General features: G+C 68.3%; 22 protein-coding genes. 14 read left to right on the top strand and 8 right to left on the bottom strand.

The annotated features are described in order from the left end of the window. The 4 genes from AC2D9V_RS08055 to AC2D9V_RS08040 all read left to right on the top strand — a co-directional run bounded on the left by AC2D9V_RS08055 (position 1) and on the right by AC2D9V_RS08040 (position 5,882). Positions 1 to 918: a LysR substrate-binding domain-containing protein gene (locus AC2D9V_RS08055; protein ID WP_484713547.1), complete on the top strand. Its 918-nt coding sequence runs from the start codon at positions 1 to 3 to the stop codon at positions 916 to 918. Between the two features lie 107 nt (positions 919 to 1,025). Continuing rightward, positions 1,026 to 2,309, top strand: a complete 1,284-nt coding sequence (locus AC2D9V_RS08050; RefSeq protein WP_484713546.1) for a M24 family metallopeptidase — start codon at positions 1,026 to 1,028, stop codon at positions 2,307 to 2,309. Next, positions 2,309 to 3,850: a trimethylamine methyltransferase family protein gene (locus AC2D9V_RS08045; protein WP_484713545.1), complete on the top strand. Its 1,542-nt coding sequence runs from the start codon at positions 2,309 to 2,311 to the stop codon at positions 3,848 to 3,850. The genes AC2D9V_RS08050 and AC2D9V_RS08045 overlap by 1 nt, the downstream gene beginning before the upstream one ends. After that, positions 3,843 to 5,882, top strand: a complete 2,040-nt coding sequence (locus AC2D9V_RS08040; protein WP_484713544.1) for an oxidoreductase — start codon at positions 3,843 to 3,845, stop codon at positions 5,880 to 5,882. The genes AC2D9V_RS08045 and AC2D9V_RS08040 overlap by 8 nt, the downstream gene beginning before the upstream one ends. Positions 5,883 to 5,904: 22 nt before the next feature. On the opposite strand, the gene AC2D9V_RS08035 is transcribed toward AC2D9V_RS08040, so the two are convergent. The 5 genes from AC2D9V_RS08035 to AC2D9V_RS08015 are packed head-to-tail and all read right to left on the bottom strand — an operon-like array spanning position 5,905 to position 10,356. Continuing rightward, positions 5,905 to 6,933: a HesA/MoeB/ThiF family protein gene (locus tag AC2D9V_RS08035; protein WP_484713543.1), complete on the bottom strand. Its 1,029-nt coding sequence runs from the start codon at positions 6,931 to 6,933 to the stop codon at positions 5,905 to 5,907. An 8-nt stretch (positions 6,934 to 6,941) separates the two neighbouring features. After that, complete coding sequence (gene dut / locus AC2D9V_RS08030; protein WP_484714472.1) at positions 6,942 to 7,409, bottom strand: dUTP diphosphatase; 468 nt, start codon at positions 7,407 to 7,409, stop codon at positions 6,942 to 6,944. Between the two features lie 55 nt (positions 7,410 to 7,464). Continuing rightward, positions 7,465 to 8,661: a bifunctional phosphopantothenoylcysteine decarboxylase/phosphopantothenate--cysteine ligase CoaBC gene (gene coaBC, locus AC2D9V_RS08025; protein ID WP_484713542.1), complete on the bottom strand. Its 1,197-nt coding sequence runs from the start codon at positions 8,659 to 8,661 to the stop codon at positions 7,465 to 7,467. 52 nt (positions 8,662 to 8,713) lie between these two features. After that, complete coding sequence (locus tag AC2D9V_RS08020; RefSeq protein WP_484713541.1) at positions 8,714 to 9,421, bottom strand: gamma-glutamylcyclotransferase; 708 nt, start codon at positions 9,419 to 9,421, stop codon at positions 8,714 to 8,716. 56 nt (positions 9,422 to 9,477) lie between these two features. Next, the gene (locus AC2D9V_RS08015; RefSeq protein ID WP_484713540.1) at positions 9,478 to 10,356 is read right to left on the bottom strand and encodes an RNA polymerase factor sigma-32; all 879 of its coding nucleotides are present in this window, start codon (positions 10,354 to 10,356) and stop codon (positions 9,478 to 9,480) included. Between the two features lie 68 nt (positions 10,357 to 10,424). Between AC2D9V_RS08015 and cobU the strand changes: the two genes are divergently transcribed. From cobU to AC2D9V_RS07995, 4 genes are all read left to right on the top strand, one after another. Beyond that, a complete protein-coding gene (gene cobU, locus AC2D9V_RS08010) occupies positions 10,425 to 10,955 on the top strand; it encodes a bifunctional adenosylcobinamide kinase/adenosylcobinamide-phosphate guanylyltransferase (protein WP_484713539.1) in 531 nt (176 codons plus the stop codon). A 22-nt stretch (positions 10,956 to 10,977) separates the two neighbouring features. Continuing rightward, positions 10,978 to 11,541, top strand: a complete 564-nt coding sequence (locus AC2D9V_RS08005) for a histidine phosphatase family protein (RefSeq protein WP_484714471.1) — start codon at positions 10,978 to 10,980, stop codon at positions 11,539 to 11,541. A gap of 73 nt (positions 11,542 to 11,614) precedes the next feature. Next, the gene (locus AC2D9V_RS08000) at positions 11,615 to 12,487 is read left to right on the top strand and encodes a glutathione S-transferase N-terminal domain-containing protein (protein ID WP_484713538.1); all 873 of its coding nucleotides are present in this window, start codon (positions 11,615 to 11,617) and stop codon (positions 12,485 to 12,487) included. 233 nt (positions 12,488 to 12,720) lie between these two features. Next, entirely contained in the window at positions 12,721 to 14,238 is a 1,518-nt protein-coding gene (locus tag AC2D9V_RS07995) for a YifB family Mg chelatase-like AAA ATPase (protein WP_484713537.1), read from the top strand. A gap of 51 nt (positions 14,239 to 14,289) precedes the next feature. Here the strand turns inward: AC2D9V_RS07995 and serB are convergent, their stop codons facing one another. Then, positions 14,290 to 15,165 carry a phosphoserine phosphatase SerB gene (serB, locus tag AC2D9V_RS07990; protein ID WP_484713536.1) on the bottom strand — a complete coding sequence of 292 codons (876 nt, stop codon included), beginning with the start codon at positions 15,163 to 15,165 and terminating at the stop codon, positions 14,290 to 14,292. 155 nt (positions 15,166 to 15,320) lie between these two features. Here serB and AC2D9V_RS07985 point away from each other — a divergent pair, with 155 nt between their 5' ends. The 4 genes from AC2D9V_RS07985 (at position 15,321) to AC2D9V_RS07970 (ending at position 19,616) form a co-directional block, all read left to right on the top strand. Beyond that, positions 15,321 to 16,478: a phosphoserine transaminase gene (locus AC2D9V_RS07985; RefSeq protein WP_484713535.1), complete on the top strand. Its 1,158-nt coding sequence runs from the start codon at positions 15,321 to 15,323 to the stop codon at positions 16,476 to 16,478. A gap of 89 nt (positions 16,479 to 16,567) precedes the next feature. Then, positions 16,568 to 18,160: a phosphoglycerate dehydrogenase gene (gene serA / locus AC2D9V_RS07980; protein ID WP_484713534.1), complete on the top strand. Its 1,593-nt coding sequence runs from the start codon at positions 16,568 to 16,570 to the stop codon at positions 18,158 to 18,160. A gap of 43 nt (positions 18,161 to 18,203) precedes the next feature. After that, a complete protein-coding gene (locus tag AC2D9V_RS07975) occupies positions 18,204 to 18,794 on the top strand; it encodes a dimethylsulfonioproprionate lyase family protein (protein ID WP_484713533.1) in 591 nt (196 codons plus the stop codon). 81 nt (positions 18,795 to 18,875) lie between these two features. After that, positions 18,876 to 19,616 (top strand): metallophosphoesterase, encoded by a 741-nt coding sequence (locus AC2D9V_RS07970; protein WP_484713532.1) that lies wholly within the window; start codon positions 18,876 to 18,878, stop codon positions 19,614 to 19,616. A 40-nt stretch (positions 19,617 to 19,656) separates the two neighbouring features. Here the strand turns inward: AC2D9V_RS07970 and AC2D9V_RS07965 are convergent, their stop codons facing one another. After that, positions 19,657 to 19,878 (bottom strand): hypothetical protein, encoded by a 222-nt coding sequence (locus AC2D9V_RS07965; protein WP_484713531.1) that lies wholly within the window; start codon positions 19,876 to 19,878, stop codon positions 19,657 to 19,659. Between the two features lie 98 nt (positions 19,879 to 19,976). Between AC2D9V_RS07965 and AC2D9V_RS07960 the strand changes: the two genes are divergently transcribed. Continuing rightward, positions 19,977 to 20,537, top strand: coding sequence for a DUF2585 domain-containing protein (locus AC2D9V_RS07960; protein ID WP_484713530.1), 561 nt, complete (start codon positions 19,977 to 19,979; stop codon positions 20,535 to 20,537). 33 nt (positions 20,538 to 20,570) lie between these two features. Here AC2D9V_RS07960 and AC2D9V_RS07955 read toward each other — a convergent pair whose 3' ends face one another. After that, positions 20,571 to 21,671 (bottom strand): MFS transporter, encoded by a 1,101-nt coding sequence (locus tag AC2D9V_RS07955; protein ID WP_484713529.1) that lies wholly within the window; start codon positions 21,669 to 21,671, stop codon positions 20,571 to 20,573. Between the two features lie 130 nt (positions 21,672 to 21,801). Between AC2D9V_RS07955 and AC2D9V_RS07950 the strand changes: the two genes are divergently transcribed. Next, complete coding sequence (locus AC2D9V_RS07950; protein ID WP_484713528.1) at positions 21,802 to 22,959, top strand: acetyl-CoA C-acyltransferase family protein; 1,158 nt, start codon at positions 21,802 to 21,804, stop codon at positions 22,957 to 22,959. The last annotated feature ends 35 nt before the right edge of the window (positions 22,960 to 22,994 follow it).

Here is a 22,994-nt window from a genome sequence, read left to right as displayed (position 1 = left end):
ATGCCCAGACGCCTGCCGCCCCTGAACGCCATCCGCGCCTTCGAGGCCAGCGCCCGCCACGGCGGCTTTGCTGCCGCCGCGCAGGAGCTGGGCGTCACCGCCGCCGCCGTCAGCCTGCAGATCCGCAAGCTGGAAGCGTTCTACGAGGCCGCCCTCTTCCACCGTCTCCCCAGCGGGGTTGAGCTGACCGAGGTCGGCGCGGCCATCTTCGCCGACTGCTCCGCCGCCCTTTCCACCCTGCAATCCGCCGCCGATCATGTCGAGAAGCGCGAGGCGCGGTCGCGGATCGTGATCAGCTGCATCAACTCGCTCGCCCACCGCTGGCTCGCCCTCCACCTTGCCGAGCTTTCGGCCCGTGTCCCGGACAGCTGGATCGAGTTCCGGGCCGAACCCGACCCGGTGGATTTCGAGGATCGCGGGGTCGATCTCCGGATCACTTACGGCGACCACCTTTACCCCCACCATGACTCGCGCGCGCTTTTCACCGACCGGCTGACCCCGGTCTGCACGCCCGAGGTCGCCCGGCGGATCGGGCTTGCGGGCGGGGCCCCGCAGGACCTTCCGGATGAGGCCCTGATCCACACCTGGTGGAGCCCCAGTTTCTGGGCCTATCCCACCTGGGCCGACTGGTTCGCCCACACCGGCCAGCCCCGCCAGCCCCGCCCGGGCGTCGGCCCGGCGGCGAACATGCCGGCACTGGCGATCGACATGGCACTGGCCGGGATGGGCGTCGCCCTCGGCCAGATGTCCCTTGCCGCCGGGCCGCTGCGCGAGGGCCGCCTCGTCGCGCCCTTCCCCGGCCGCATGCCGATGCCGCGGGCCTATTGCATCGTCACGCCACGGTCGGCCCGCCGCAAGGAACGCCTGGCGAGCCTGGTCGCGGCCCTGCGTGACCTGGCGGGGCGGCTGGACGGGTAGCCGCAAAAGGCCATAATTTTTCTGGCCCTGATGCAGTTTTTCTGGCCTTGAGGCCAAGCACGTCAATTCCTACCCTTCCCAAGCAACGACGGGAGGGGAGACAGAAGGTGGACGATCATCTGCCGCAGACTGGAGACGTGATCCCTGAACTCAGCGACGGGCTGAAACGGTCGTTCCTGAACATCGACGCCTTCGGCAAGCCCCTGAAATCGCCGATCCCGCAATCGGTCGTAGACAAGGCCCGCGCCTGGCGGCTGAGGCGGATGCGCGAGCAGGTGGTGGCGCATGACTGCGCGGCGATGCTGATGTATTCGCCGATCAACATCCGCTATGCCTTCGACTACACCAACATGCAGATCTGGTCGACGCGCGAGGCGACGCGCTATGCCCTTCTGTTCGGCGAAGGCCCGGCCATCGCGCATGAATACAAGGGCTCGGGCCACATGGTGCGGAACGGCGCCGGGGTGGACGAGGTGCGCAATGCCACGACCTGGCTTTACATGATCTCGGACAGCGAGGTTCAGGCGCGCGCGCGGCTGTGGGCGTCCGAGATCGACGCGCTTCTGCGGGAACACGGCGGGGGCAACCGACGCATCGCGGCCGACAAGCTCGATCCCCTTGGCCTTCGCGCGCTGGAGGCGCTGGGGATCGAGGTGATCGACGGTCAGGAACTGGCCGAAAAGGCCCGGTCGCTGAAATCGCCCGAGGAAATCGAGCTCATGCGCTGGACGATCCGTGTCGCCGAAAGCGGCATGTGGCGGATGCATGCCGCAAGCCAGCCGGGCGTGACCGAGAACGAGATCTGGGCCGAGCTTCACCACGAGAACATCCGGTCCGGCGGCGAATGGTTCGAGGCGCGGCTCCTCTCCTCTGGCCCGCGCACCAACCCCTGGTATCAGGAGGCCTCTGACCGCGTGATCGCGGCGGGCGAGATGATCAGCTTTGACACCGACATGATCGGTCCCTACGGCTATTGCGCCGACCTCAGCCGGTCCTGGACCTGCGGCCATGTCCCGATGACCGCGACCCAGCGCGGGCTTTACCGGATGGCACTGGACCAGATCCAGCAGAACACCGAGATCCTGCGCGCCGACATGACCTTTGCCGAGTTCAACGCGAAAAGCTGGAAGATCCCGGAAAAGCACCAGCCCTTCCGCTATTCGCTGGCGATCCACGGTGTGGGGCTTGTCGACGAATGGCCGGTGGTGCCCCTGCATGTCGATGTCGATGGCAGCTTTGGCGACCTGCGCGGGCAGTTCCATGAAAACATGGTCGTCTGCGTCGAAAGCCTGATCGCCGCCCCCGGAACCGAAAGCATCAAGCTGGAAACCCAGGTGCTGATCACCCGCGATGGCCCGGTGCGGCTGGACAATTTCCCGTGGGAGATGTGATGGACACCCCCCGCCGCCGGGGCCGCGAGGCCCAGTCGACCGCCCGCACCGCCGCCGCGCGCATCCCGCAGGCGCCCTGGGGCAGCCCCCGCCATGCCACCCCGCCGCTTGCCATGGCCAGCGACGCCGCCTTGGAGCGCATCCACGAGGCCTCGCTGACGATCCTTGAAGAAATCGGGATGGATTTCCTCTCCCCCCGCGCCCGCGCCATCGCGGTTGCCGCAGGGGCGACACCGGGGCCGGAACCCGAGCGTCTGCGCTTTGACCGGGCGCTGGTGATGGCGATGGTGGCGAAGGCCCCGCAGAGCTTTACCTTACGCGCGGGCGATCCGGCGAAGGACCTGCCCATCGGCCAGGGGTTCACGCATTGGGGCTGCGTCTCCTCGGCCCCGCAGGTGAACGACCTTGCGGGTGGCCGCCGCCCCGGCACGCAGGAAGACTGCCGCCGCTTCGTCAAGCTGGGGCAAAGCCTGAACGTCATCAGCTTCTACGGCGGCTATCCGGTCGAACCGCAGGACCTGCCCGCCGCGACCCGGCATCTTGACTGCATCACTGACTACCTGACGCTGACCGACAAGGTCTTTCACCCCTATTGCCTGGGTGCGACCCGCATCCTTGACGCCTTGGAACTCATCAAGCTGGGCCGCGGGCTGACCGAGGAGCAGCTTCACGCGGGCCCGCAGTGCTATACCGTGGTCAACTCCTCCTCCCCCCTGCGCTATGACGCGCCGATGCTGGACGGGCTGATCGAGATGGCGCTAGCCAACCAATGCGTCTGCTTCACGCCCTTCACGCTGGCCGGTGCCATGGCCCCGATCACGCTGGCCGGGGCCATCGCCCAGCAGAATGCCGAGGCGCTGGCGGGCACTGTCTTTGCCCAGATGGTGCGGCCCGGCGCGCCGGTGATCTATGGCGCCTATACCTCGAACGTCGACATGCGGACTGGGGCGCCCGCGATGGGAACGCCGGAGTATTTCAAGGCCGCCGTGATCTCGGGCCAGTTGGCCCGGTTCTACGGCGTGCCCTACCGGTCGTCCGGAGGCAACGCCTCGAACGCGCCGGACGCGCAGGCGGTCTATGAGACGATGTTCGCGCTGATGGGGGCCAAGCTTGGTCAGGCCGACATCGTGATGCATTCCGCCGGCTGGCTGGAGGGCGGGCTCTCGGCCAGCCCGGAAAAGATGATCATCGACGCGGAAATCCTGCAGGGCCTGAACGCAGCCTTTTCCGGGGTGACGGTGGATGATGCGAGCCTCGGCCTTGACGCAGTGCGTGAGGTCGGCCCCGGCGGGCATTACTTCGGCGCGGCCCATACGATGGCGCGCTATACCAGCGAATTCTACGTGCCGCTTCTGTCCGACTGGTCGAACTTCGGGGCCTGGACGGCTGCGGGGTCGCGGCAGGCGCTGACCCGCGCGCATGAGACGATGACGGCGCTCCTCGACACCTACCAGCCGCCCCCGGTCGACCCCGCGCGGATCGAGGCAATGGCCGCCTTCGTCGCCCGCCGGAAGGAAGAGGGCGGGGCGCTGGATGCCTGAGGTCCGCGCCGGACTGCGCCCGCTTTTCCAGCCCCTCACCTTGCGCGGGCGGATCCTGAAGAACCGCATCGCCAGCACCGCCCATGCCCCCGGCTATGCCGAGGGCGGCCTGCCCGGCCCCCGCTATCAGGCCTATCACGAGGCCAAGGCACGGGGTGGCATCGGCCTGACGATGTTCGGGGGCTCGTCCATCGTTTCGGGCGACGTCACCTCGATCTACGGGCAGATCGACGTATCAAACGACCGGATCATCCCGCATTTCCAGGCTTTCGCCGCCCGCATCCATGCCCATGGCGCGGCCCTGATGTGCCAGATCAGCCATATGGGCCGCCGCACCGCTTGGGACGCGGGCGACTGGATTGCCCCCATTGCGCCCTCGGCCATCCGCGACCCCGCCCACCACGCCATGCCCCGCGCGATGGAGGAGGAAGACATCGCGCGCGTCCTTGCCGACTATGCCGCCGCCGCCCGCCGCTGCGCCGAGGGGGGCCTTGACGGGTGTGAGGTCTTCGTCACCTCGCACCTGCCGGGACAGTTCCTCTCACCTGCCGCCAACCGGCGCGAGGACCAATGGGGCGGGACGCTGGAAAACCGGATGCGCTTCCTGATGGAGATCCTGCGCGGCGTCCGGGCCGCCGGGCCGGAGGATTTCATTGTCTCGCTCAGGATGAGCCCGGACGAAAGCAGCGAAGGCGGGCCGGACGGTGCGGAGTGCCTGGCCGTGGCCATGGCGGCCCGCGACGAAGGGCTGATCGACCTTGTGAACCTGATCGGCCCGGGCGGGGCAACCAATGCCTCCATCGCCCAGGTGATCCCCGGCATGGCTCTTCCGCTTGCGCCCTGGATGCAGATGGCAAAGGCCTTCCGCGACAGGATCGGCCTGCCGGTCCTGCATGCAACCCGCATCACCGACCTTGGCACCGCCGCCCATGCGGTGGAAAGCGGGGCGGTCGACCTTGTCGGTATGACGCGCGGCCATATCGCCGACCCGGCGATCGTGCGGAAGGCGCTGGCGGGGCAAGAGGACCGCATCCGCCCCTGCGTGGGCGCGGCCTACTGCATCGACCGGGTCTATTCCGGCAAGGACGCCGTCTGCCTCCACAACGCCGCCACGGGGCGCGAGACCTGGCTGCCGCATGAGATCGCGCCCGCGCCCGTCCGCCTTCGTGCCGTCGTCGCCGGCGGCGGCCCGGCGGGGATGGAGGCGGCACGCGTTCTGGCGCTTCGCGGCCACCATGTCACGCTGATGGAGGCGACAGGCCGTCTGGGCGGCCAGATCCGCCTCGCCGAGAAGGCCGCCTGGCGGCGCGACCTTGCCGGGATCGCGGACTGGCTGGCGGCCGAGCTTGCTCACCTCGGCGTCGACATTCGTTACGACTGCTGGGCCGAGGCGGACACCATCCTCGCCGAAGCGCCCGACATCGTCATCGACGCGACCGGCGGCCTGCCCAAGGGCAAGGACATCCCCGGCGGCGATCTGGTCACCACCGGCTGGGACGCGCTGACCAGCCCGCCCGAAGCGGGCCGCCATGTCCTGATCCATGACGAGGTCGGAGGGCATCAGGCCGTCTCGCTGGCCGAATTCCTGACCCGCCGCGGCTGCAGGGTGGAAATCTGCACCCCCGACCGGCTGGTGGGGCGTGAGCTTGGCGGGTCCTCCTACCCGATCTACCTTGGCAACCTCGCCCGCGCGGGGGTCGTCCTGACCACCGCCACCGCCCTGACCGGGGTTACCCGCGCAGATAACCGCCTGTCAGCCCGGCTTTCCCACGAATACGGCGGGCCAGAGCAAGTCCGCGAGGTCGACATGGTCGTCGCGGAATGCGGGACCGAGCCGATGACGGCCCTCTTCGACGCGCTGAAGCCCCATGCGGTGAACCGGGGGGTTACCGACCTTGACGCGCTTCTCCAGGCCTCCGCCCAGCCTTTGGCGGGGCAGGGCCTGCGGCTTTACAAGGTGGGCGATGCCGTCGCGAGCCGCGACATCCACGCGGCGCTCCTCGACTCCTTGCGTCTCTGCAAGGACCTCTAGGCCACGGTACCGCCGGAGCGCATCACTGATGCACCCCACCGCAGACCGGGCAATCCGCGCGCCGCTTGACGGCGATCACCCGCGTCTCGGCATAAAGTGCATCGTGGATCATCAGGCGGCCGCGCAGCGTCTCGCCCGCGTCGGTCAGGTGCTTCACCGCCTCCATCGCCATCATCGCCCCGATGATCCCCGGCAGGGGCGCGGCGACACCGGCCTCGGCACAACTCGGCACCAGCCCCGGCGCGGGCCGTTCGGGAAAGACGCAAGCATAGCAGGGCCCGCCGCGCGACGGGTCGTAAAGCCCAAGCTGACCCTCCCACTGCGTCAGCGCGCCGGAAATGAGCGGCACCCCTGCCGCCACCGCAACCCTGTTCACCAGGTAGCGCGTGTCGAAGTCATCCGTCCCATCAAGGACCAAGTCGTGCCCGGCCACCAGCTCGGCGGCGATCGCCTCGGTCAGCTTTCGATTGTAGGGCCTGACCTCGATGAAAGGGTTCAGCGCGCGCATCGCGATCTCGGCGGAAAAGACCTTCGGCATCCCGATCCGCTGGTCGGCATGGATGATCTGCCGCTGGAGGTTCGACCCTTCGACCACATCGTCGTCGATCACCCCGATGCTGCCGACCCCGGCCCCCGCCAGATACATCAGCGCCGGCGACCCAAGGCCCCCTGCCCCGATGACCAGGACCCGCGCCGCCTTCAGCCGCTTCTGCCCCGGCCCGCCGATCTCGCGCAGCATGATGTGGCGGGCATAGCGGCCAAGTTCCGCGTCGCTGAACGTGGCCGCCGGTTTCGGCGGTTCCGCTGCGCCGGGTTTCCGTGCCTTCAGCAGCCGGACACCCTCGCCATATCCCACCGCCAGAAGACCAATGACCGCGACCGCCCCCCAGAACTTGATCCATCCGGCCGGGTCCCGGTCGCTCTCGGCGGTCAGATAGGCGGGCAGCATCGCTACCCACCAGATCGCGGCGGCGGCATAGCCGAACTGCCGGTTCCAGCCGCGGAACCAGGCGACCGCCACGATTGTCAGAAGTCCAAGAAGCCCGAACATCCCCGCCCTTACCCGCGCCCGGTCGACCCGAAGCCGCCATCCCCGCGTTCGGTCGCGTCCAGCACCTCCACCAGGTCGAACGCGGCCCGCACCACCGGCGCCACGATGGCCTGCGCCACCCGGTCACCATGGCGGATGACATAGGGCGTAGTCCCCAGGTTGATCAGGGACACACCCAGCGGCCCGCGATAGTCGCTGTCGATGGTGCCAGGCGTGTTCGGCAGCGTGATCCCATGCTTCGAAGCGAGGCCCGAGCGTGGGCGCACCTGCATCTCGAAGCCTTCGGGGATCGCCACGCGCAAGCCCGTCGGGCAGATCGCGCGCTCCATCGGTTGCAGCGTCAGGCCCGCCTCACGCCGGTCAGGCGGGAAGTTCGCGCAGAGGTCAGCCCCCGCCGCCCCGGCCGTCTGATAGGTCGGCAAGGGCAGGGACCGGTCCGCCCAGTCCTCCCAGACCACGCTTACCACCGGCCGCATGTCTTGGCTCATTCTTCGTCCCCAAATATCCCCGCCGGAGGCTCCGACCCCTGCGTCACGCAAGCGCTTCGGCAATGCGCGCCGCAAGCTTCCGCGCGACGGCATCCTTTGCCATGCGGGGCCAGGCCTCGACCCCTTCGTCCGAGATCAGGATGACCGCATTTTCGCTGCCGCCCATGATCCCAGTGCCGTCCGAGACATCGTTGGCCACGATCCAGTCACAGCCCTTGCGCTGCCGCTTGGCCGTCGCATGGGCCACCACATCCGTCGTCTCAGCGGCAAAGCCGACCACCAGGCGCGGCCGCTGTTTTCCTTTCGAGACCGTGGCGAGGATGTCCGGGTTCTCGGCGAACTCCAGCGCGGGCGCTTTCCCCGATCCGTCCTTCTTCATCTTCTGGCCGGAAGCATTGGCCACCCGCCAGTCCGCCACCGCCGCCGCCATCACCGCGGCATCGGCAGGCAAGGCCGCCTCGACCGCCGCGGCCATCTCGCGCGCCGTTTCCACTCGCACGACCTCCACCCCGCCGGGTGCCGGCACGGTCGCAGGCCCGGTCACGAAGGTCACCCGCGCGCCCAGATCGCGCAGCGCCGCCGCCAGCGCCGTGCCTTGCGCGCCCGAGGACCGGTTGGCGATGTAGCGTACCGGATCAATCGGCTCATGCGTGGGACCCGAGGTGACGATCACATGGCGCCCGGCCAGTGGCCCGCCACCAAGGACACCCTCCACCGCAGCGACGATTTCCAGCGGCTCGGCCATACGCCCCTCGCCCGCCTCGCCGCTTTCCGCCATCTCGCCCCGGTTCGGGCCGACGAACCGCACGCGATCCGCCAGAAGCCGCGCATGGTTGCGCCTTGTGGCGGCATGCGCCCACATCGCCGGGTTCATCGCCGGGGCCATCAGCACCGGCACATCGGTCGCCAGCAGCACCGCACCGGCCAGATCGCCCGCCATGCCTTGCGCCGCCTTGGCCATCAGGTCCGCCGTCGCCGGCGCCACCACGATCACATCGGCCTCGCGCGCAAGACGGATATGGCCCACGTCCTGTTCGTCCTGCCGGTCGAAGAGGTCGGTGAACACATGGTCCGCCGTCAGCGCCCCGACCGACAGGGGCGTCACGAACTCCTGCGCCGCCGCCGTCATCACCGCGCGGACCGAGGCCCCGCGCTCGCGCAGGCGACGGATCAGGTCCAGCGCCTTGTAGGCCGCGATCCCGCCGCCGATGATCAGAAGCACACGCTTGTCCGCCAGCATCGGCAGGTCCCCCGTAACCGTTCCCAACGTGTAGGGTCCGGAAGGACCAAACTCAAGCGCGCGGGCTTTGGGGCGGTGCGATCCGGTCGATCTCTGCGGCCACCAGCGCCTGCAACCGCCACAGCCCCGCATCCCGCATGCCCCGCGCCTCAAGCTGCGTGACGGTGTTCAAGAGATACTCGGCCCCCGTCCCCCAATGCCCGCAGGACCGGGCCAGCGTCCACGCCACCTCTTCCGGCGCCAGCCGCCCGGCGTAGGACGGCGAGGCGCGGTTCATCACGAAGCCCAGGGCCACCATCGGTCCGTCCGGGGTCGTCACCCTCAGCCAGCGCGGCATCGAGTTGATCGGCTTCACTGTGAACTCGCGGCGGAAAAGCCGGTCAAGCTGCAGGCCACGGTCCTCGGGCGGGAGTTCAAGGATCACGCCCCGGCACTGCCCACCCCGGTCCAGCGCCATCATCAGGCCGGGCTGGTCCACCGTCCCGCGAAAGCGGTTCATCCGCAGGCAGAAAGACCGGTGCCAGCCCCGCGCCACCGCCGGACGTTCCGCCTGATGGGCGATCTCGGGCTTCCAGATCAGCGAGCCATAGGCGAAAAGCTGGATCGGACGGTCGGGGGAGGGATCGTCGCGCAGGGTCCGCTCTACCCATTCCGCGTAATCGGCATCGGTCTGTTGCGCGACGCCCGGGGTCGGCCCGGCGTCCGGGATGTCCCGGTGAACCCGGGCAACATGATCGGCAGTCAGTGTGGGCCCGGGCATCAGAGGGGGTCCCTCCCTGCCCGGATGATCCGCCCCGCCCTGGCCTGCGTCAAGCCTCAGGCCAGGAAATGCAGCACCTCGCGCGACTGGCCCTCAAGGCTGCGGCGCATCTTGGCGAAAGCTGCTGCTTCCAGCTGGCGGACGCGTTCCTTCGACAGGCCCAGTTCCTCGCCCAGCGATTCCAGCGTGCGGCCCTCGTCCTTCAGCTTGCGCTCGGCCACGATGTAACGTTCACGCGCGTTCAGCTGCTGCATCGCCTTGACCAGCCAGCCGCGCAAACGGCTCGTGTCATGCGCGCCTTCCACGGCCTCGGCCGCCTGCATGCCCTCATCTTCCAGCGCGTCGATCCATTCGCGCCCGTCCTCGTCCGACGACTGCGCGGCGTTCAGCGAAAAGTCCGAACCGGAGAGCCGCCCTTCCATCATCTCCACATCATGGACCGGCACGCCCACCTCTGCCGCCACCATCTGGCGCAGCTGGTACTGGTCCAGCGTCTCGCCCCGCTGGCTCGCCTCGCGCTCGAGCTTCGCCTGCACCCGGCGCAGGTTGAAGAAAAGTGCCTTCTGGCTGGAGGTGGAGCCCGTGCGCACCATCGACCAGTTGCGCATCACGTAGTCCTGGATCGAGGCCTTGATCCACCAGACCGCGTAGGTCGAAAACCGCACGCCACGGTCGGGGTCGAACTTGTCCGCCGCCTTCATCAGGCCAAGGCTGGCTTCCTGGATCAGGTCGTTCATCGGCGCGCCATAGCGGCGGAACTTCGACGCCATGCTGATCGCCAGCCGCATGTAGGCGGTGATCAGCCGGTGCAGCGCCTGTTCGTCGCGGTGGTCCCGCCAGGCATAGGCGAGACGAAGCTCGGTCTCCGCGTCCAGCAGCTCGGCCTTCATCGCCTGGCGCGACATCGTCTGGTCAGAGTATCCGTCAAGTGCCATGATGACCTCCTGGATGGGCTGACTGCGGCGCTTCCGCCTGTTCTTGCCCTTCTTTACGAGGCTTCTTCGTGACTGGATCACTTCCTGCCCTTTCCCTTGTCATCGGTGGCGCGCGATCGGGAAAATCCACCTTTGCCGAGCGTTTGGTGACAGCCTCGGACAGCCCGCGCCGCTACATCGCCACCGCCGAAGCCTGGGATGACGAAATGCGGGACCGCATCGCCCGGCACCGGCAGGAGCGGGGGGCCGACTGGCTGACGGTCGAGGCCCCGCTGGATCTCGCCGCCGCGCTCGCCAGGGCCGAACCGGGCGAGGTTGTGCTGGTGGACTGCGCCACGCTTTGGCTGACGAATCATCTGCTTGCCGACCATGACCTCAACGCGAAGACCGGGGAGCTTCTGACCGCACTTTCCGCCTGCGCGGCCCCCGTCGTCATGGTCAGCAACGAAACCGGCTGGGGCATTGTTCCCGAGAACGCGCTCGCCCGGCGCTTCCGCGATGAACAGGGCCGCCTGAACCAGCGCCTCGCCGCAGAGGCCGGGCTGGTCGTCACGGTGATCGCGGGCCTGCCCATGGTCCTCAAGGGGCAGTTGCCGTGACCCGTCCATGCCACGCAAAAGCATGACCCGCTTCTGGCTCGTCCGACACGGCCCCACCCATGCCAAGGCGATGATCGGCTGGACCGACCTTGCTGCCGACCTTTCCGACGGCGCCGCCCTTGCCCGGCTGAACGCCCATCTTCCGCCGGAGGCGCCCGTTGTCTCCTCCGACCTCGCCCGCGCCATTGCCACCGCCGACGCCCTCCATTCCCGGCCCCGCCTGCCCCACGACCCCGCCTTCCGCGAGATCCACTTCGGCCAATGGGAACGCCGCAGCTTCGCCGAGGTCGAGGCCGAGGATCCCGCCCGGATCCGCGCCTTCTGGGACCAGCCCGGCGACATCAGCCCCCCCGGCGGCGAAAGCTGGAACGCGCTGACGCGCCGCACCCATGCCGCGCTCGATCGCCTGCACGGCACCGCGCCCGACATCATCGTCGTCGCGCATTTCGGCCCGATCCTCGCCGCGCTCCAGCGCGCCGGAGGCCTTACGCCGCTTCAGGCCTTCGCGCACCGGATCGACAACCTGTCGGTAACGCGGCTGACGCTCGACCCGCCCGTGGTTCACGCGATCAATCACCTGCCGTGATTGCCTCCGACACAATTCATCGTTTTCCTTCGCCGCCCGCCTGCGGTTGAATGCCCGGGAAAGGACAACAGACATGACCTATGATCTCGTGATCGGCGACCGCGCCTATTCCAGCTGGTCCCTGCGCGGCTGGCTTTTCTTCGACGCTTTCGGCATCCCCGTGAAGACCCACAGCGCCCGGCTCTACACCGACGAACTCGCAACGATGCTGCGCGACTACTTCCCCGCAAAGACCGCCCCGACGATGCGCACGCCGGATGGCTCCGTCGTCCCCGAGACCATCGCCATCGCCGAGGAACTGGCCACCCGCCACCCCGAGGCCGGGCTCTGGCCATCCGACCCCCACGCCCGCGCCACTGCCCGCGTCCTTGCAGCCGAAATGCACGCGGGCTTCACCGCCCTTCGCAGTCATTGCCCGATGAACCTGCGCGTCAGCTACACCGACTGCCACCCGCCGCAGGCTGTGCTGGACGACCTCAAACGCCTGGAAACCCTCTGGTCCTGGGCCCGCCAGACGACCGGGTCCACCACCCCCTGGCTCTGCGGCGCCTATTCCGCCGCCGACGCCTTCTTCGCCCCTGTCGCCACCCGCATCGCCACCTACAACCTGCCCGTCGGGCCCGAGGCGATGCTGTACGTCAACGCCCACCTCGCTCACCCCAGCTTCCGCCGCTGGCGCGCGATGGGCATGGTCGACGGCGCGGACCAGGAGTTCTACCGCCGCGACTATCCCCGCCGTGACTGGCCCGGCCCGGTCCGGCTGCCCGCGCAGGCCGTCGAGGGGCTGGAGACCGAGAACGCCACCTGCCCCTATTCCGGCAAACCCGTCACCCACGCCCTTGCGCTGTACGGCCGCCGCTTCGGGTTCTGCAACGCCTTCTGCCGCGACAAGACCGTAGCCGACCCCGAGGCCTGGCCGCAGTTCATGGCGCTTTACCACTCGTAAACCTTTCCGCCCTACCCGTTAACCAAGGTGAATCGGGTGGGGCGGATGAAGCTGTCGGATCGCAGGAACGTCGCCGCAACGCCTTTGCAGCGCCCCCCGCACCTTCCTTTCTGCCCAGATATTCCCGTCGGAGGCTCCGCCGTCTCCCCTCGCATCAACGCCGGGCATTTGGCACCTCCCCTCCCCCGCGTGGGGAGGGGATGGGGGTGGGGGGCCGCCACAGGTGCAGGCGCATGACCGCCCGCACCTACACCGTCGCCTTCGAAGGCGTCGAGGCCCGCCTGGTCGAGGTGCAATGCGCCATCGCTGCCGGGGCGCCCGCCTTCAGCCTCGTGGGCCTGCCCGACAAGGCGGTATCCGAGGCGCGCGAACGCGTCCGCGCGGCCCTTCAGGCCCTGTCCATCGCGCTTCCCGCCAAGCGGATCACAGTGAACCTCTCCCCCGCCGACTTGCCCAAGGAAGGCTCGCATTTCGACCTGCCGATCGCCGTCGCCCTTCTTGCCGCGCTCGACATCATCCCGCATGACGCTGTCGAAGGCGTGGTCTCGCTTGGGGAACTGTCGCTCGACGGCCGCTTGATCCCGGTCGCCGGCGCCCTTCCCGCCGCCATGGCCGCAGCGGTCGAGGATCGCGCCCTGCTCTGCCCCAAGGCCTCCGGCGCCGAGGCTGCCTGGGTCGGCGCGACCCAGGTCCTCGCCGCCGGGTCCCTCTCGGATGTGCTCCACCACTACACCGGCCGCGCGCCCCTCCAGCCAGCCGAGGCGGGTGAGGTCACCCGCACCACCTCCCCTCGCGACTTCCGCGAGGTGAAGGGCCAGGAACGTGCCAAGCGCGCCCTCGAAATCGCCGCCGCCGGTAGGCACCACCTCTTCATGGTCGGCACGCCTGGCTCCGGCAAGTCGATGCTTTCCGCCCGCCTCCCCGGTATCCTGCCGCCCCTGTCAGCCCCCGAGGCGCTGGAAACCTCGATGATCCATTCGCTCGCCGGACTCCTCACCGGAGGCGGTATTTCCCGCGACCGCCCGTTCCGCGAACCCCATCACACCGCCTCCATGGCCGCCATCGTCGGCGGCGGGCGCGGGGCGAAACCCGGCGAGATCAGCCTCGCCCATAACGGGGTCCTCTTCCTCGACGAGTTCCCCGAGTTTCCCCGCACCGTCCTCGACACCCTCCGCCAGCCGATCGAGACCGGCACCGTCGTCGTCGCCCGCGCCAACGCCCATATCCGCTATCCCTGCCGGTTCCTTCTGATCGCCGCCGCGAACCCCTGCAAATGCGGCTACCTCTCCGACCCGAACCGCGCCTGCGGCCGCGCGCCTGCCTGCGGCGAGGATTACCTCGGCCGCATCTCGGGGCCATTGATGGACCGCTTCGACCTTCGCGTCGAAGTCCCGCCCGTGGCCTTCACCGACCTTGATCTGCCCTCGTCGGGCGAGGCCTCCGCCACCATCGCCGCCCGCGTCGCCCAGGCCCGCGACCGGCAGACCGCCCGCTTCGCCGACGCCCCCGACCTGCGCGTGAACGCCGATCTCGAAGGGGCTGCCCTTGAAGAGCACGCCACCCCAGACGCCGAAGGCAAGGCGCTGATCGGCAAGGTGGCCGAACGCATGGGCCTTTCCGCCCGCGGCTATCACCGGGTCCTGCGCGTCGCCCGCACCATCGCCGACCTCGACGGCAGCGAAGCTGTCCGCAAACCCCACATCGCCGAGGCGATCAGCTTCCGCCTCTCCAACGCCATCGGCGGGTTGTAGGGTGGGTGCCAACCCACCGCCCCCGCTTCGAAAGGTGGGTTGCCACCCACCCTACGCCGCGAAATCGTCCCGCGCATACCCCTGCAGGTACAGAAGCGCCGTCAGGTCACCGTGGTTCACCCGGGCCTCACATTCCGCCTGCACCCGGGGCTTCGCGTGCAGGGCAACGCCCGTCCCCGCCGCCAGAAGCATCGGCAGGTCGTTCGCCCCGTCACCCACGGCAATCGCCTGATCCGGCGTGATCCCCATCCGCGACGTGATCTCCCTCAGTGCCTGAAGCTTGGCCTCCTTCCCCAGGATCGGCTCGGCCACTGTCCCCACCAGCGCGCCGCCTTCGACATGCAGGGTGTTCGCCCGGTTCTCGTCGAACCCCAGCTTCGCCGCCACCGCCGAGGTAAAGGCCGTGAACCCGCCCGACACCAGCGCCGCATAAGCCCCGTTCGCCTTCATCGTCGCCAGCAGGACCGGCCCCCCCGGCATCAGCGTGATCCGGTCGCGCAGCACCTGCCCGATCACCGCTTCCGGCAGGCCCTTCAACAGCCCGACCCGCTCCCGCAGCGCGCCTTCGAAGTCCAGCTCGCCATTCATCGCCCGCGCCGTGATCCCGGCCACATGCGCGCCGACCCCCGCCTCGTCGGCCAGCTCGTCGATGCATTCCTGCCGGATCATCGTTGAATCCATATCGGCAATCAGCAGCCGCTTCCTGCGTCCTTCGGCCCGCTGCACCACCATGTCGATCCGCAGCGCCTGCAAACCTTCCCAGACCTCCCAGCGGTTCTCCGGCAGCGCCTCCAGATCGAACTCCGCCGCCACGCCGGGATCGAGCCAGCGCGCCTCGCCCCCACCCCAGGCGTTGCGGAGCGATTCCACCGTCACCCGCTCCAGCACCGGGGTTTCGGGGTTGGTCAGAAGCGTGACGACAAGCATGGGGACAAGTTTCCGATAGTGAACGCGGGTGTCGCTTTTCGCAGACGATGCGGCGCATTACCGCGATTTTTCCGCTTGCACCAGCCCGGCTACCCCCTTACCCACGGCGGCGGGACACCCTTCCCCAACGAAGGGCTTTTAGCTGGAAGGCTACCATGACTGACCTGACTCCGCCGGCCAAGCGCCCGGCCAACCCGCGCTTCTCTTCTGGCCCCTGCGCCAAGATCCCCGGATATTCCCTCGACATGCTGGCCGACGCGCCCCTGGGCCGCAGCCACCGCGCCGCCGTCGGCAAGGCCAAGCTGAAAGAGGCGATCGACCTCACCCGTGAAATCCTGAACGTCCCCGCCGACTACCGCATCGGCATCGTTCCCGCCTCGGACACCGGCGCGGTCGAAATGGCGATGTGGTCGCTCCTGGGGCAGCGCCCCGTTGAGATGCTGGCCTGGGAAAGCTTCGGCGAGGGCTGGGTCACCGATGTGGTCAAACAGCTCAAACTCGACGCCACCGTCCGCATCGCGCCCTACGGCCAGATCGTCGATTTCACCCAGGTCGACTTCGACAAGGACGTGGTCTTCACCTGGAACGGCACCACCTCCGGCGTCCGCTTGCCCACCGGCGACGCCATCCCGGCGAACCGCCAGGGCCTCACCATCTGCGACGCGACCAGCGCCGCCTTCGCGATGGACCTGCCGTGGTCGAAGCTCGACGTCACCACCTTCTCCTGGCAGAAGGTCCTTGGCGGCGAGGGCGCGCATGGCGTCCTGATCCTCTCCCCCCGCGCCGTCGAACGGCTGGAAAGCTACACCCCCGCCTGGCCCTTGCCGAAGATCTTCCGTCTCACGTCCAAGGGCAAACTGATCGAAGGCATCTTCGCAGGCGAGACGATCAACACCCCGTCGATGCTGGCGAACGAGGATTACCTCGTGGCCCTGAAATGGGCGAAGAGCATCGGCGGCCTTCCCGCCCTGATCGCCCGCGCCAGTGCCAACGCGCAGGTCGTCCACGACTTCTGCGCCCAGAACCCCTGGATCGCGAACCTTGCCGAAGACCCCGCCACCGCCTCGACCACCTCGGTCTGCCTCAAGTTCACCGATCCCCGCATCACCGACGGCGAGGCCTTTGCGAAAGCTGTCGCCAAGCGGATCGAGAAGGCCGGCGCAGGCTTCGACCTCGGCGCCTACCGCGACGCCCCTCCGGGCCTCCGCATCTGGTGCGGATCGACGGTCGAAACGGCGGATGTCCAGGCGCTGATGCCCTGGATCGCCCATGCCTTCGCGGCCGAGATCGCTGCGCACGCACAAGCTGCCTGACATCACGGGTGCGCCATGAATGCGCACCCTACCCCACATCGTAGGGTGCGCATTCATGGCGCACCATCCGCATTCACAGGATGAACCCCATGCCCAAAGTCCTCGTTTCTGACGAACTCTCCGAAACCGCCGTTCAGATCTTCCGCGACCGCGGGGTCGAGGTCGACTACCTGCCGAAACTCGGCAAGGACAAGGAAAAGCTGGCCGAAGTGATCGGCCAATACGACGGCCTCGCCATCCGCTCGGCCACCAAGGTCACCGAGAAGCTTCTGGAAAACGCCACCAACCTCAAGGTCGTCGGCCGCGCCGGGATCGGCGTCGACAACGTTGACATTCCCGCCGCCTCGAAAAAGGGCGTCATCGTGATGAACACGCCCTTCGGCAACTCCATCACCACCGCCGAACATGCCATCGCGATGATGTTCGCCGTCGCCCGCCAGATCCCCGAGGCCAACGCCTCCACCCACGCCGGAAAGTGGGAAAAGTCCAAGTTCATGGGGGTGGAACTCTTCAACAAGACCCTCGGCGTGATCGGTGCCGGCAACATCGGCGGTATCGTCTGCGACCGCGCGGTCGGCCTACACATGAAGGTCGTCGCCTATGACCCCTTCCTCTCCGACGACCGCGCCCGGCAGCTTGGCGTGACCAAGGTCGAGCTTGATGACCTCCTCGCCCGTGCCGACTTCATCACCCTGCACGTCCCCCTCACCGACAAGACCCGCAACATCCTCAGCCGCGAGAACCTTGCGAAGACCAAAAAGGGCGTCCGCATCATCAATTGCGCGCGCGGCGGCCTGATCGACGAAGCCGCCCTTCTCGAGGCCTTGAACTCCGGCCATGTCGCCGGTGCAGCCCTTGACGTCTTCGAAACCGAACCCGCGACCGAAAACCCGCTCTTCAACCACGCGAACGTCGTCTGCACCCCGCACCTCGGCGCCTCGACCACCGAAGCGCAGGAGAACGTCGCCCTCCAGGTCGCCGAGCAGATGTCGGACTACCTCCTGACCGGCGCCGTCCAGAACGCGCTCAACATGCCGAACGTCACCGCCGAAGAGGCCGCCGTGATGGGCCCCTGGATCAAGCTCGCCTCGCACCTCGGCGCCTTCATCGGCCAGATGACGGACGAGCCGATCAAGGCGATCAATATCCTCTATGACGGCTCGGTCGCCAACATGAACCTCGCCGCACTGAATCAGGCGGTCATCGCGGGGGTCCTGAAGGCGCAGAACCCGGACGTGAACCTTGTCTCCGCGCCGGTGGTTGCCAAGGAAAAGGGCATCCAGATCTCCACCACCCGGCAGGAGAAGACCGGGGTCTTCGACGCCTACATCAAGGTGACGATGGTGACCGACAAGCGTGAACGGTCGGTCGCGGGAACCTGCTTCTCCGACGGCAAGCCGCGCTTCATCCAGATCAAGGGCATCAACATCGACGCCGAGATCGGCCAGCACATGCTGTACACGACGAACGAGGACGTGCCCGGCATCATCGGCCTTCTGGGGATGACGATGGGCAAGAACAACGTCAACATCGCGAACTTCACCCTGGGCCGTTCCGGCGTCGGGCAGGACGCGATCGCGATCCTCTACCTCGACCAGCCGATCGACCCTCGCGTGATCGAGACGCTGGAGGGGACGGGCATGTTCCAGCAGGTCAAGGCCTTGCAGTTCGACGTCGCCTGACCCACCTTGCCTCGGCCGGGCACCCCGCCTGGCCGAGGCCCCCATGCACCTGTCCGACCTTCTCCACGCACTCGCCGACCTTACGGCCCTTGAACCCCGCCCCGAGGCAGAGGCCACCGCCGCCGCCCTCCGCGCCGGTGCCAGCACCAACCTCCCGGCTCAGCCGCCTTGCGCCCTCTCCCCCGGCATCCTGCACGCCACAAACCTTCCCGGCGCCCATCCCATCGCCGCCCAAATCCGGGATGCCCACTCGTGGCTCCCCTGGCAGGACAGCCCCGCCGCCTCGCTCCAGCCCACCTCCCTGCGCGCAATCAAGTCGATCGTCACCCTCCTCGGCCCCGACGCGCCGATCACCTCCGACAGCCTCCTCTTCGGCCTCTTCTACCAGGCCCCCGAAACCTACTATCCGCTCCACGCCCACAACGCCGCCGAGACCTACACCATCCTCGCCGGCCGGGCGGACTGGCAGGCCGGTGACCGCCGCTTCACCCTCACCCCGGGCGAGGCGATCCACCACACGCCGAACCTGCCCCATGCCATGCGCGCCGGGCCGGGTGGTTTCCTCGCCATGTGGCGCTGGTCCGGCGACATCGGGTTCGACAGCTACCGCATGCTGCCCGACCCCATGGCCTGACGGACCCTTGCCCCTTCCTTTCTGCTCAAATATCCCGGGGGTCCGGGGGCTGGCCCCCGGCGGCCAGCCACGGGGCACCCCATGCACCTCTACGCCATCGGCGACATCCACGGTCACCTCGGTCTCCTGAAGACCGCGCATGACCTGATCGCCGCCGACATGGCCCGCCATGGCCCCGGCCCGGTCATCCACGTCGGCGACCTTGTCGACCGTGGCCCCGACAGCCGGGGGGTAATCGATTTCCTGATCGACGGCCTCGCCGGGGGCGCGGACTGGGTGGTCCTCAAGGGCAACCACGACCGCATGTTCTCCCGCTTCATGGCCGAACCCTGGGAGCCCGAGCCGGGCCTCCGGGCCGAGCTTTCCTGGCTCCACCCCCGCCTCGGCGGGGCGGACACGCTCCGCTCCTACGGGGTCGCCAATGCCGGCGACCGGCCGCTCCAGAAGGTGCATGACGAGGCGCGCGCAGCGGTCCCCCCCGCCCACCTCGCATTCCTGTCCTTCCGTCCCGCCTTCCACCGTGCCGGCGACTGCCTTTTCGTCCATGCCGGCATCCGCCCCGGCGTGGCACTGGAAAACCAGACCGAGACCGATCTCGTCTGGATCCGCGAGCCCTTCCTCAGCGCAACCGTCAGCTTCGGGCCGCTGGTCGTCCACGGCCACACCGCCATCGACATGCCGACCCATTACGGCAACCGCCTGAACCTCGATTCCGGCGCTGCCTATGGTGGCCCGCTCTCGGCCGTGGTGATCGAGGGGCGCGAAGCGGCCCTCCTGACGCCGCGCGGTCGCGAGCGCCTTCCGCTTCACGGCCCGCTCTGACCAGCGAAGAGCGAGCAGGGCGAGCGATGAGCCGCCCCTCTCAGGGATGCTCGCGCCGGATCAGCCGCTTCACAGACCGCAGCCCCAGATAGCCGAAGACCAGCCCGGCCAGCCCGACAACCTCGGCCAGCGCCGGACCCGACGGCAGGCCGCGATAGGCCAGTGCAAAGGCCATCAGCGCCAGCCCCCCGGCTGAGACCCAAAGCCAGAACCAAAGCTCGCCCCGCGTCGGGCCAAAGCGATAGGGGTTCTTTTCGGTCACGCCGCATGCCTCCGCTGTCCTTGCCGCCAGACGATAGGTCGGAACACCCCCGGCGCAAGCCACTGGACGCCACGGGCGCGACATGATCCCCTCCGCCTATGTCCAGACGCCTCAACCCCTACGTCATCGTTCTCGTCACCGTCCTTGCCGCCGCCGCCTGGCTCCTCTGGATCGGACGCGAGCCCTGGTGCAAATGCGGCTACGTCAAGCTCTGGCATGGCGAGGTCTTCAGCTCGGAAAACTCCCAGCACCTGACCGACTGGTACACCCCCAGCCATGTCCTCCACGGCTTCATGTTCTACTTCCTCCTCTGGCTCGTCGCCCGCCGCCTGTCCTTCGGCTGGCGGCTGGCCATCGCCACGGCAGTCGAGGCCGCCTGGGAGGTGATCGAGAACTCGAACGCGATCATCGAACGCTACCGCGCCGTCACCATCTCGCTGGATTACTACGGCGATTCCGTCCTGAACACGGTCGCGGACATCGGCGCCATGATCCTCGGCTTCTGGCTCGCGTCGCGCCTGCCGGTCTGGCTGACGGTGACGCTTTTCCTCGTGACCGAAGCCGTGACGATGTGGCTGATCCGCGACGGGCTTCTCCTTAACATGCTGATGCTGAGCTTCCCGATCGATGCCATCGCCGATTGGCAGGCAGGCCGGTAGGCCCCGCGTTCTCGCCGAAAAACGCGGACCCCGTTAGACGCGCATCCGCCGCAATGACAGCACCGCCGCCACCGTCAGCGCCAGCGTCACCCCAGCCACCAGCACGAAGAACCCGCGGTCGCCCATTCCTTCCATCAGTGGCGCGACGATCAGCGGCGCGCCGATCCCGCCCACAAGGCCCGAGGCGATGATCGTCGGCGGCACCCGCAGGTCCTCGCCCATCTTGCCGCTCGCGGTGACATAGAAGCCCGGGAAGAACAGCCCCGCCGGCGCCCCCATCGCCACGAAGAAGATTGAGGGCGAGATGAAGACCGTCCCGAGCGCGCACAGCGCGGCCGCGCCCACTGCCAGGGTGTAAAGCAGGAACGGGGCAATCCGGTGCGCCACGAAAATCAGCACCACGCGTGAGAGAAGAAACACCACGAAAAAGGCGCTCAACAGCTCCGCTGCCCGCGCCTCGCCCACGCCCGCCCGGATCAGCGCTGAGGGGCCAAGCCCGATCAGGCAGGCTTCCAGCCCGATCGCCGCCGCGCCGAAGGCCATGATCCCCCAATGCGGCCTGAACGGCCTCACTTCACCCGACGGGGCCGCCTCGACGCGACCTGCCGGCCCGGCAAAAAGCCAGATCGCCGCCGCCAGCGCCGCCGTCAGCCCGAAGGAAAGGCGCGGATCGCTTCCCAGCGCCACGAAGATCAGCGGCGCGGCGATGGCGCCGACCCCGAAGCAGGCGTTCAGCATCGACAGCATCGATGGCCCGTAAGTTCCGAAGGCACGCAGGACGCGCGGGTTGAAGACCGCCGTCGACAGCCCGTAACCCGCGCCGAAGACGACCGCAGCCGCAATCGTCGCCCACCACCCGGCCAGCGCCGCCACCCCCGCTGCGCCCACTGCCATCGCCGCCAGCGCGTGCCGGGGCGTGATCCCGCCGCCCTTTAAATACATCAGCCCCACGCCCAGGAAGCAGCCCACCCAATGGGCCGAGACGAGCATCCCCGCTTCCGCAAGGCTGACCCCGAAGATGCGCGAAAAGGCCGGAAGCGCCGGCCCGTAAAGCGACTGCCCCGCCCCCATCATGATGAAGGTCGCCACCCCGGCGACTAGCAGCCCCGCATGGGCCCGGATCAGGTCTTTCAACGGCACACTCCCGACAGCCCGCCTGATCTCTCCCGCCCTGCGGGGACTGTCAATGCCGGCTGATGACGCAACGACACGCGCCACCCGCGCCGTTTTCGTGCAAGATGGGGAAAGCCAAAGGGGGACCGCCATGACCGACATCCACATCCTCTCCGCCGCCCGCACCGCCATCGGCGGTTTCGGCGGGTCGCTTGCCGCGCTAGCACCCATCGACATCGCCACCCATGCCGCGAAAGCCGCAATTGACCGGGCAGGAGTGGACGGCGGCCAGATCGGCCATGTCGTGATGGGCCATGTCATCAACACCGAACCCCGCGACATGTATCTTTCCCGCGTCATGGCGATGCAGGCCGGGATCCCCGAAACCACACCGGCGATGAACGTGAACCGCCTTTGCGGGTCGGGCGCGCAGGCCCTGGTCTCGGCCGTCCAGGCTCTGATGCTGGGCGATGCCGACCTCGCCCTCGCCGGTGGCGCGGAATGCATGAGCCGCTCGCCCTACATCCTCCCCGCCGCCCGTTTCGGCCAGAAGATGGGCGACACGCGGGCCTTGGACATGATGACGGGCGCGCTCACCTGCCCCTTCGGCACCGGCCACATGGGGGTCACGGCGGAGAATGTCGCCGCCGCGCACGGGATCACCCGCGAAGATCAGGACGCCTTCGCGCTGAAAAGCCAGACCCGCGCCGCCCGCGCCATCACCGAAGGCCGCTTCGCCAGCCAGATCGTGCCCATCGAGATCGGCGGCCGGAAAGGCCCGGTCACCTTCGACACCGATGAGCACCCCAAGGCCACCAGCGCCGAGGCGCTCGCCGGCCTGAAGGCGGTCTTCCAGAAGGACGGCAGCGTGACTGCGGGCAATGCCTCGGGCATCAACGACGGGGCGGCGGCGCTGGTCCTGTCACGCAGCGACAAGGGCAGCCGCGCGCGGATCATGGGCTATGCTCATGCCGGGGTGGACCCGAAGGTGATGGGCATCGGCCCGATCCCGGCGGTCAGGGCGCTGTGCCAGAAACTCGGGGTCTCGCCCCAGTCCTTCGACGTGGTGGAATCGAACGAGGCCTTCGCCGCCCAGGCCCTCGCCGTTTCCCGCGCGCTGGACCTTGATCCGGCCCGCGTGAACCCCAACGGCGGGGCCATCGCCCTTGGCCATCCGGTGGGCGCCACGGGAGCGATCCTGGTGGTAAAGGCGCTCCATGAACTCGAACGCACCGGTGGCCGCACGGCGCTCATCACCATGTGCATCGGCGGCGGCCAGGGCATCGCGCTGGCCATTGAGCGCGCCTGAACCATCGCTCGGCGCTTCCCTTCGGTCGCTTCTCG

This window comes from Tabrizicola sp. T46 (assembly GCF_057219895.1).
This window is presented reverse-complemented; position numbering and strand designations above follow the sequence as displayed.

Bases quoted from the DNA above. Each gene is read 5' to 3' on its own strand.
- AC2D9V_RS07985 (WP_484713535.1), top strand. From the start codon at position 15,321: ATGACTGACCTGACTCCGCCGGCCAAGCGCCCGGCCAACCCGCGCTTC.
- AC2D9V_RS08035 (WP_484713543.1), bottom strand. From the start codon at position 6,933: ATGTTCGGGCTTCTTGGACTTCTGACAATCGTGGCGGTCGCCTGGTTC.
- AC2D9V_RS07960 (WP_484713530.1), top strand. From the start codon at position 19,977: ATGTCCAGACGCCTCAACCCCTACGTCATCGTTCTCGTCACCGTCCTT.
- AC2D9V_RS08000 (WP_484713538.1), top strand. From the start codon at position 11,615: ATGACCTATGATCTCGTGATCGGCGACCGCGCCTATTCCAGCTGGTCC.
- AC2D9V_RS07995 (WP_484713537.1), top strand. From the start codon at position 12,721: ATGACCGCCCGCACCTACACCGTCGCCTTCGAAGGCGTCGAGGCCCGC.
- AC2D9V_RS08055 (WP_484713547.1), top strand. From the start codon at position 1: ATGCCCAGACGCCTGCCGCCCCTGAACGCCATCCGCGCCTTCGAGGCC.
- AC2D9V_RS08020 (WP_484713541.1), bottom strand. From the start codon at position 9,421: ATGCCCGGGCCCACACTGACTGCCGATCATGTTGCCCGGGTTCACCGG.
- AC2D9V_RS07970 (WP_484713532.1), top strand. From the start codon at position 18,876: ATGCACCTCTACGCCATCGGCGACATCCACGGTCACCTCGGTCTCCTG.
- AC2D9V_RS07975 (WP_484713533.1), top strand. From the start codon at position 18,204: ATGCACCTGTCCGACCTTCTCCACGCACTCGCCGACCTTACGGCCCTT.
- AC2D9V_RS08005 (WP_484714471.1), top strand. From the start codon at position 10,978: ATGACCCGCTTCTGGCTCGTCCGACACGGCCCCACCCATGCCAAGGCG.
- AC2D9V_RS08045 (WP_484713545.1), top strand. From the start codon at position 2,309: ATGGACACCCCCCGCCGCCGGGGCCGCGAGGCCCAGTCGACCGCCCGC.
- dut (WP_484714472.1), bottom strand. From the start codon at position 7,409: ATGCGGCCGGTGGTAAGCGTGGTCTGGGAGGACTGGGCGGACCGGTCC.
- AC2D9V_RS08015 (WP_484713540.1), bottom strand. From the start codon at position 10,356: ATGGCACTTGACGGATACTCTGACCAGACGATGTCGCGCCAGGCGATG.
- AC2D9V_RS07950 (WP_484713528.1), top strand. From the start codon at position 21,802: ATGACCGACATCCACATCCTCTCCGCCGCCCGCACCGCCATCGGCGGT.
- coaBC (WP_484713542.1), bottom strand. From the start codon at position 8,661: ATGCTGGCGGACAAGCGTGTGCTTCTGATCATCGGCGGCGGGATCGCG.
- serA (WP_484713534.1), top strand. From the start codon at position 16,568: ATGCCCAAAGTCCTCGTTTCTGACGAACTCTCCGAAACCGCCGTTCAG.
- AC2D9V_RS08040 (WP_484713544.1), top strand. From the start codon at position 3,843: ATGCCTGAGGTCCGCGCCGGACTGCGCCCGCTTTTCCAGCCCCTCACC.
- serB (WP_484713536.1), bottom strand. From the start codon at position 15,165: ATGCTTGTCGTCACGCTTCTGACCAACCCCGAAACCCCGGTGCTGGAG.